At 51.4% G+C, this 8,186-nt stretch carries 9 protein-coding genes; 5 read left to right on the top strand and 4 right to left on the bottom strand.

Features of this window, described 5'->3' with window-relative positions; translation table 11 throughout:
• Window positions 1–55: 55 nt before the first annotated feature.
• The 3 genes from IGR76_13645 to IGR76_13635 all read left to right on the top strand — a co-directional run bounded on the left by IGR76_13645 (window position 56) and on the right by IGR76_13635 (window position 3,416).
• A complete protein-coding gene (locus tag IGR76_13645) occupies window positions 56–625 on the top strand; it encodes an NfeD-like protein (GenBank protein ID MBF2079521.1) in 570 nt (189 codons plus the stop codon).
• Between the two features lie 110 nt (window positions 626–735).
• The gene (locus IGR76_13640) at window positions 736–2,115 is read left to right on the top strand and encodes a flotillin family protein (GenBank protein ID MBF2079520.1); all 1,380 of its coding nucleotides are present in this window, start codon (window positions 736–738) and stop codon (window positions 2,113–2,115) included.
• A gap of 5 nt (window positions 2,116–2,120) precedes the next feature.
• Entirely contained in the window at window positions 2,121–3,416 is a 1,296-nt protein-coding gene (locus tag IGR76_13635) for a flotillin family protein (GenBank protein ID MBF2079519.1), read from the top strand.
• Here IGR76_13635 and IGR76_13630 read toward each other — a convergent pair.
• The 3 genes from IGR76_13630 to IGR76_13620 all read right to left on the bottom strand — a co-directional run bounded on the left by IGR76_13630 (window position 3,408) and on the right by IGR76_13620 (window position 5,829).
• Window positions 3,408–3,845, bottom strand: coding sequence for a DUF4079 domain-containing protein (locus IGR76_13630; protein MBF2079518.1), 438 nt, complete (start codon window positions 3,843–3,845; stop codon window positions 3,408–3,410). The genes IGR76_13635 and IGR76_13630 overlap by 9 nt on opposite strands.
• Before the next feature lie 242 nt (window positions 3,846–4,087).
• On the bottom strand, window positions 4,088–4,360 hold the full coding sequence (locus tag IGR76_13625) for a GlsB/YeaQ/YmgE family stress response membrane protein (GenBank protein MBF2079517.1): 273 nt from the start codon (window positions 4,358–4,360) through the stop codon (window positions 4,088–4,090).
• 128 nt (window positions 4,361–4,488) lie between these two features.
• Window positions 4,489–5,829 carry a hypothetical protein gene (locus IGR76_13620; GenBank protein MBF2079516.1) on the bottom strand — a complete coding sequence of 447 codons (1,341 nt, stop codon included), beginning with the start codon at window positions 5,827–5,829 and terminating at the stop codon, window positions 4,489–4,491.
• 417 nt (window positions 5,830–6,246) lie between these two features.
• Between IGR76_13620 and IGR76_13615 the strand changes: the two genes are divergently transcribed.
• Complete coding sequence (locus tag IGR76_13615) at window positions 6,247–6,444, top strand: electron transporter (GenBank protein MBF2079515.1); 198 nt, start codon at window positions 6,247–6,249, stop codon at window positions 6,442–6,444.
• Window positions 6,445–6,493: 49 nt separating this feature from the next.
• Window positions 6,494–6,727 carry a hypothetical protein gene (locus IGR76_13610; GenBank protein ID MBF2079514.1) on the top strand — a complete coding sequence of 78 codons (234 nt, stop codon included), beginning with the start codon at window positions 6,494–6,496 and terminating at the stop codon, window positions 6,725–6,727.
• A 155-nt stretch (window positions 6,728–6,882) separates the two neighbouring features.
• Here the strand turns inward: IGR76_13610 and IGR76_13605 are convergent.
• A partial coding sequence (locus IGR76_13605; protein ID MBF2079513.1) for a hypothetical protein occupies window positions 6,883–8,186 on the bottom strand: 1,304 nt, incomplete at its 5' end.

The raw sequence follows: 8,186 nt of genomic DNA, 5'->3' as shown, positions 1-8,186 counted from the left end.
TACCAGGACACTCTCAAGGCGAACCTGACCGTTTTTCTAATCATGCAACAAAGCCCTGTATTGGTTATGTTTTGCAATAGGCGGAGCCTTTGTACTCCTAGCCGTCCTTGGCGGTTTGGATGGAGTTGATTTTGATAGCTTCGATAGCGACATCGATTCTGATTTAGATATTGCTGGCCCCGGCGATCAGGTGTGCGATCGCCCCTTGCAACGTCCCCAATCTCCCTTGCTTGTTCTATTCGAAATTCTGACCAGCCTCAAGTTTTGGACGTTTGGGATCTGCTTTTTTGGACTAACGGGCTTAGTGTTGTCCAATCTCTCAACCCAGTTGTCCATTCCTATCATCGCGATAATTGCGCTGGTGATGGGAATTGTGTGTGGTGGACTTGTATCTAGTATTCTGAGAGTTCTGCGTGAACAGCATGCGAACAGTTTAATCCAGTCCGATGACGTGATTGGTCTTGCAGGAACCGTCATTCTTCCTTTTGATCAAGACAGTCGAGGCAAAGTCCAACTGAATGTTAAAGGCTCTCAGGTTGAGCGCATTGCTTACACCGACGAGCAGCGAGAGTTTCAACCCGGCGATCTAATTTTGGTGGTCAATGTTGAAAACGATCGGCTGTGAGTGGTCTCTGCCCAAGATCTCACACCATCGAATGACAAAACTTCTGAAACCTAGCTCTGCTCGAAGGTTTCCTACCCTGACGGTTATCTTTACGAGTGTCGATTGAACTTATGACTACGCAACCTATTTCTCCACTTCAGGTTCAGGCAAGACATCGTTCTGACGGGGTTATCGTTGAGGTTGCCCAAGCTCCACCAGACTCTGAATCATCGGACAATTCTGGTATGGGACTGGGTGCGATCGCCCCTCTCTTGCTGATGTCGATCGTTGGTGTTCTGGTGCTGCTTTGGTTTGTCAAGAGCTTTATGCGGATTTGTAATCCCAATGAGATCTTGATTCTGTCGGGGCGCAAACATCGCAACACAGACGGGGAAGAAGTGGGCTATCGCGTGATCTTTGGTGGACGCACCATCGTGATTCCCGTGCTTGAAACAGTCGAAAAAATGGATTTAACCACGATGGCAGTTCCCATTGAAGTTAAAAATGCCTATGCCAAAGGGGGAACACCCATCCACATTCAGGCGATCGCCAATGTCAAAGTCTCCAGTGATCCGGCCATCGTTGGCAATGCGATTGAACGTTTTCTGGGGCGCGATCGCTCTGAAATTACTCGCGTAGCCCGGGAAACCTTGGAAGGAAATCTGCGCGGCGTTGTCGCCATGCTCACTCCCGAACAGGTCAACGAAGATAGACTCCAATTTGCAGAACGGATTGCCCAGGATGTCTCTCGCGACCTCGCCAAACTAGGGATGCAGCTTGACACCCTCAAAATTCAGAGCGTGGCTGATGACGTAGACTATCTCCGGTCGATTGGACGGAAACGGATTGCCCAAATTATTCGGGACGCCGAGATCGCCGAAGCTCAGGCCGTTAGCGAAGCCGAGCGGATTGAGGCCGACTGTCAGCAACAGGCCGAGGTTGCCAAATCCCAAGCCCTCGCCATTATCCAACAAAAGCAAAACGAACTTCGCAAAGTTAAAGCCGAGTTAGAACAGCGTGCCCGGTCTGAAGAGGAGCGTACCAAGGCCGCTGAGAAAGAAGCTCGTGCCCGGGCTGAACAAGAGTTTCAGACGGTGCGGGCAGAGTTGGAACGTCTGCGGTTAGAGGCTGATGAAGTGCTGCCAGCGGAGGCAGAAAAGCAGGCAAAAGCTCTAATTGCGAAGGGAAATGCGGCTGAACTTGCCGAAAACGCTAAAGCTGCTGCCCTCGTCAACGATATGCTGACCCAGGTGTGGAAAGAGACAGGTGTAGATGCGGCTGAAGTCTTTCTAATTCAGCAGATCGAAATTGTGTTGCAAGAAGCCGCAAAGATTCCGAACCGCATGCATTTAGAACGGGTGAACGTAATTGATAATGGCGACGGTAAAGCCCTTGCCAGCCTGATGAATGTCTATCCCGAAATTGTGCGTCAGTTCCTTGATCGCGTAGATCAAACCCTCGGAATTGATGTCGCCAAAACCCTTAGCCGTCGCGATCGCCAGGAGATTTAATCATCATGTTTGAAACCTTACTCGCTCTACTCGCTGTCTTTGGCTTAGGGACGGGAGCCAGTCTATTTGTCGTTCGCAATCTCTACTATATTTGTCAGCCCAACGAGGTGTTGATCTTTGCAGGCAGTTCGCGCCAGTTGTCCAACGGTCGGCGGGTCGGCTATCGGTTGGTCAAAGGGGGCAGCAGCGTCCGGGTTCCCTTGCTGGAAAAGGCGATGCGGATGGATCTCACCAACATGATTATCGATCTGCGTGTATCTAATGCCTACTCCAAAGGTGGGATTCCCCTGACCGTAGAAGGTGTTGCCAACATCAAAATTGCCGGAGAAGAACCTGCCATTCACAATGCGATTGAACGGCTCCTGGGTAAATCGCGCCAAGAGATTGAACAAATGGCAAAAGAGACCCTGGAAGGAAATCTGCGCGGCGTGTTGGCGAGCCTGACTCCGGAACAGGTGAACGAAGACAAAATCGCCTTTGCCAAAAGTCTCTTAGATGAAGCAGAAGACGATTTAGAAAAGTTAGGACTTGTCCTTGACACGCTCCAGATTCAAAATATCTCGGATGATGTGCGCTATCTGGACTCTATCGGTCGGAAGCAGCAGGCGGATCTGTTACGGGATGCCCGCATTGCCGAAGCCAAAGCCAAAGCGGAATCGATGATTCAAACCGCTGAAAACGACAAAATAACGGCGCTCAGTCGGCTGGATCGGGACATTGGCATTGCCCGTGCTGAAGCCGAACGCCGCCTCAAAGATACTCTCACCCAACGAGAAGCCGTCGTTGCTGAAGCCCTCGCAGAAATTGCCTCTGAACTGGCGCGGATTCAAGCCGAACTCCCGGTGCAGCAAGAGCGGATTAAGCAAGTGACACAACAGCTTCAGGCCGACGTGGTGGCTCCTGCTGAGGCTGAATGCAAACAGGCGATCGCCCATGCCCAAGGAAACGCCGCCCACATTATTGAAGAGGGTAAAGCTCGTGCCGAGGGAACAATGCGTATGGCGGAGGCATGGCAGGCTGCAGGTTCCAACGCGAGAGATATTTTCTTGCTCCAACGGTTAGAGCGATTGCTCAAAACCTTTACAGATGCCGTTCCCGATGTCGATGTTCATAGCGTCACCGTCATAGATGCCAGGGGGGGGACAACGGCAACGAAGCTAGCCTCTTTCCTTGAGCAACTGCGGCAAACGACGGGAATAGACCTCGTGAATGCCGTGAATACGCTGACTACTCCCTCTACCCCAGGACTATCCGAGGATGCTGATTTGGCGGCGATCGAAGAGATCGGAGATTTAGGGTAAATACTTCTGGACGACGCTCCAACCACTAAGAGCTACCGCTAAAAAACCGACAAAGAGCGCCATGTTAAGACCGAGATGGAGCGATCGCGCCCACGGACGAGTGGGGCTAATGCGAGTGGCACTCCACGCAGAGACTAAGGTTAATGTAACGACCGTCAGCCCTGCGGGTAAATGTACCGAATGCCCCAAGCTTCCGTAGTACCCCAACGTGCCCATCAGTCCTACCGAGAGGAGCAGCAGAACCAAGGTAACAAGGATGCTGCCCAGAACGTAGTGTAATGGACGCAGCCACTGGGGACGCGATCGCCCGTTCAATCGGGTAAAGCGCAAGACCCCTCCCGTGATTGCTAATAGGCTGTAGGCCGTGACCGAAAGCCCCATCGACCACGCCGCAATGCGCCATAACCATAAAAAAGAGGGTAAGTCCATGATGTCTCTGTGTGTCGGCTGTGCCGTACCCGCTACTGGTCTGAGTATACCGCTGTGTCGCCCCATGAGGTTGAGCGTTGCGATTAACGTTAAGACCGCGTAGATTCTTGGCACAAATAGAGTAAAAACAGGACGCCACACCCCGGCAGCCGTCCTGTAAGCAAAGTATTCTAAGAGCATTACCCTTCGGTTATAAATCTCCGTCGATCGAACATGGATTTATTTTCGTTGATCGTTGACCATTACACCGCTGTGCGACGAGTCAACAGACCCCAGATAAAGATGGCAATCATCGAACCAATAACAGCCACAATCAAGCCAGGAATGCTGAGCGATGCCCCGGTTAGGATTAAGGAACCCGTTGTGAACAGCGCATACAAGCTACCCCCCACAAATGCACTAATGATTCCCAGTAAAATCGTTGCTAAGATGCCGCCCCCCTGATGTCCAGGATAAAGAGCCTTGGCGATCGCCCCAGCCCGTAGACCCAAAACAACCCAAGCTAAAATATTCATACAATAATCTCCCAATTCGACGATTCGTTTCTTAATCGCTTAACTGTGTTCAGAATATCGGGAGTCCTAGGCTGTCTTCGTCTGCCGTTGGGGCGAGGCTGGCAGCGTCAAAAGGCATAAACTTGCCACTATCGTTGGAAGCCCGTCCCGGTCTTTTTCTTGGTTTTGCCCTTAGAGGATGACGGATTGACCTCTAGAACCGCATCCTGAAAGAGAGTATGGAGGTGGAGGGGAACACTAGCAGTTTCCGGTAAATCTGGAGTCAGCGGTTTATTTTGTTCTGTCAACCAGGTATCCAAATCCTGGGCGATTTGAAAGGTGGAGTTCCCGCTCACGCGACGGAGGATCTGTTCCAACGGTTTTGGATAGGTTTCGGCAAGGCGATGCCAAAGATAGGCATTCATATCCCCATCCTCCATGCAGCGACGCAGGGCAGACTCGGCGCTGCTTATCATATCGGCATCATCGGGTTGAAAGGCCTCTAAAACAGTCGTTAGCTTTGGATAGGAGGTGAGAAATACCTGTCCCCAGCGAGGGTGACTCAGGGCGGTGACCTGGGGTTCATGCTTGAGATGGGGCGGCAGGGCAATTTCTGGGGATGCCATCTGGGGTTTTGTAGAACGTTCCATGAGGCGACGCATGGTTTTTTGATCCGTTCCTAGGGCGCTAGCCGCTTCATCCAGCTCCTCGTCCGTGACCCCAGCGGCGGCGGCGATGTCGTCAAAGGATTGATTTTCGTCGATCCCAGCTGCTTTGAGCGATCGCTGTGCCGTCTGCTGCTGCAACTCTCCTAGCTTTTGCCCGAGCTCCTTGCCCGACAGCGTCACTTCGTCAGACCCGAAAAATTCTACAAAATCTGCATGGTAGCGCTCCACCGATCGCCATGCCTCTTCCAGCAGTTCAGGCGCATCGCTATAGAGATAGGCACGGTAATTGTTCTTAAAATTGCCGATCGCCACAGCCAGCTTCGGCTTACCCAAGCGTCCCAAAGACACCCACGGCCCAAACATCATCCAGTCCTGATCGGTCAATGGCGCAATTTGGGTCAGGAGGATGTCATTTTCCTTGAGCCGAGCCATCGCGGCCCACTGCGGATCGTCTAGGGGATACACCGTATAGGACTTGTCCGTCGTCCAGTTCCGTAGCTCAACATGATCGTCAAAAAGCTGGGTAATGGCAAACAGTCCCATAAATGCCCGCTTCCATCCGGTTAGCAGCGTGCGGTCATCCGCAGACAAATCTGCATGGGCTTGGATAAAGCAATCGATGGGGCTGTCATCGCCTACCCTCCCTTCCACCAGAAAGCGATCCACCACAAAGGTTTGGCGATTCATATCGGGATAGTTCTGCTTGACCAATTGCGCCGCGCTGAACTGCTCCAGGGCGATCGCCCCATCATCTTCCGCATCGAGTACAAAATCTAACAACTCTTGCTTTAGGGTTGCTGCTCGTGTCCGAATATCCTGCACAGTGAATCCTCATTCAAATTCCTTGACCATACGCCTCGGTTTTAGCCTTGTCGAGGCATGGACGACAGATTTATCCTAACGCCGACGGGGAATGACCGAGACTAGTCCTTAAAAATTCGAGCACGTTTGATTCTTTCGTAGGCCTCTCACTCATATCAATGGTCTTAAATTTCAGCGCTTTGTCGCTGAAATTCCTGATGTTGCAGCACACCGTCAACCCAAAACTGGTATTAAAACAGCCACCAAATCCGCCTCGTCCCCACCCGCAAAATCCAAAACCATACAGGTGGCGGCTTTCAGACATTAAAAAGCATATCTCAAAAAAATTTGCAAGATCAGTTGACATTTTGTAACAAATTAGTTACATTAGTTTACATAACGATACAAAACATTCTGAACGAAAAGAGAGAAGCAACCATGTTCGCGCCTATCGTTGTTTTAGTTCGTCGCCAAATGGGAGATCCGAAGTTTCTGAAGCTACGCGGCAAAGCGATCGCCCTTCATTCGCAAGTGATCACCAACGTCTGCAACCGCTTCGGAGTTGACCGCACCCAGCGACAGAACTTGATTCGTTTGGCTCGTGACAACGGTAAAAAGCTTGGCTTACTGGCGTAAGGGTTTGAATTCTCGCTACCACTGATTTAAAGAGGTACATTCCATGGTTATGACTGTTCTAATTTCTCTGTTTATCGTCGGTTGGGTTGCTGCTGCTGTAATTGGCACCCAAGCCTATTTCCGAGGCGAGCAAACCAAGCCTATCCACGCCCGCAATTGGCGCTCTGAGTCTTTTGAGGCGATCGCCGTCACCGTAACGGGTACTGAAACCAACTACGCAACGCGCACTCCCGGTTTCGGTCGGATGGATGCCTACAACAGCCGTTTGCTACCCGACGCTTAGGGTCGTAGCGAATCCCTCTGAGGGAGGGTTATCCCTCAATCTCCTACAAACTGACTGGATTTTGAGCATCCAGGACTAGCATCAAATACGCTCTCATAGGCTCTGGAATATTCCAGAGTCTTTTTTATGCAGTTACTTGTCGATGGGCTCTATGCCTAGATATTCCGCCACATTTGCTCATAGGCGGCTTCCATCTCTCGGGCAAATTGTTTGGCATTCCAAAGGGGAGCGGTGTGACGAGATTTCCGCAGTTTCCAATACACATCTCGACGTAAGTTTTCATCCTGTCCCATCCGAATCCCCCACTCCACGTACTCCTCATCACTCCAGGCAATCCCTTCAGTGATTCCAGCATTCATCATCATCGTGTAGCTGTTGCGGGCGGCAAATTGTTCGCCGACGCGGGTGACGATGGGCAGTCCCATCCATAAAGCTTCGAGGGTGGTAGTTGCGCCGTTGTAGGGATAGGTGTCTAACACCACGTCTGCGAGTTGAAGGTTGGCGCGGTAGGTGAACTCTGAGGGGAAATCGGGCAAAAACCGGAGTCTATCTGAAGCGACACCAACCTCGTCCGCAAGCTGGTAGAAAAACGAGGATAAGGCTTCGGGATTGGCGCTAAAGCTTTTGATCAAGAAATAGCTGTTGGGAACCTCGTTGAGAATGTGGAGCTGAGTGCGGGTATGGTGCGAATTCCGTTTTAACCCAGCTTGGGAACTGAGATAGACGATCGCATCATCAGGAATGGCTAAATCTTGACGGCGCAGCGTGGGTGTGTAGACTTCAAAACCATCGACAGCGATATAGGTCTGGGGGAGTCGCCAAATTTTTTCGTGATAGTACGAATCGGCATCATCTGGTAGTACGTAGGAATCGGCAATGTAGTAATCGATCGCCGGAATGCCAGACGCATCAAATCCTAACCAACTCACCTGGATGGGGGCAGGTTTAAGGGTCACGACCGAACAGTTGCCGAGGCTGGTTAGGCTATCCAGTTCGACCAAAATATCGATTTCATCATCGGCAATCTGGTTTGCGATCGCCCCGATATTGGCAGGCACATCATGGAAGCGATCGCCATACTCCGCCCGTAGAGCCTGTTGCACAAAATCGGAGGCGGGAGTGGTGGAATAGAGATGGACTTCAACGCGATCGCGATTGTGATATTTGAAGAGCCAGCGGGATAGCCAACCAACGGAATGACGGTAGAGGGTACTGGCCAAATAGCCAATTTTAAGGGGACGGGTAGACGGCACCATCTGACGCCGAACCATATTGGGTAAGAGGGATTCCATGTGCAGTTGAGCCGCCTGGGCGATCGCGTTTCTCGTGGGACGAAACTGGGCAGGTGCATCTTCAAAGTAGAGAACCAGTAATCCAGCGTTGATCAGTTGGCGCACGTTTCCCAGTTGGCTCAGGAGTTGGGGCAGCGGATCATCAGAGGCCGCAACGATAGACTGAA

Origin of the sequence: Synechococcales cyanobacterium T60_A2020_003 (genome assembly GCA_015272205.1) — a bacterium.
Taxonomy (GTDB): domain Bacteria; phylum Cyanobacteriota; class Cyanobacteriia; order RECH01; family RECH01; genus JACYMB01.
The sequence above is the reverse complement of the archived record's forward strand: the minus strand, read 5'-3'. Positions and strand labels throughout refer to the sequence as shown.

Excerpts from the sequence above, each read along its gene's own strand:
- IGR76_13640 (MBF2079520.1), top strand. The coding sequence starts at position 736 with ATGACTACGCAACCTATTTCTCCACTTCAGGTTCAGGCAAGACATCGT.
- IGR76_13635 (MBF2079519.1), top strand. The coding sequence starts at position 2,121 with ATGTTTGAAACCTTACTCGCTCTACTCGCTGTCTTTGGCTTAGGGACG.
- IGR76_13615 (MBF2079515.1), top strand. The coding sequence starts at position 6,247 with ATGTTCGCGCCTATCGTTGTTTTAGTTCGTCGCCAAATGGGAGATCCG.
- IGR76_13630 (MBF2079518.1), bottom strand. The coding sequence starts at position 3,845 with ATGGACTTACCCTCTTTTTTATGGTTATGGCGCATTGCGGCGTGGTCG.
- IGR76_13610 (MBF2079514.1), top strand. The coding sequence starts at position 6,494 with ATGACTGTTCTAATTTCTCTGTTTATCGTCGGTTGGGTTGCTGCTGCT.
- IGR76_13625 (MBF2079517.1), bottom strand. The coding sequence starts at position 4,360 with ATGAATATTTTAGCTTGGGTTGTTTTGGGTCTACGGGCTGGGGCGATC.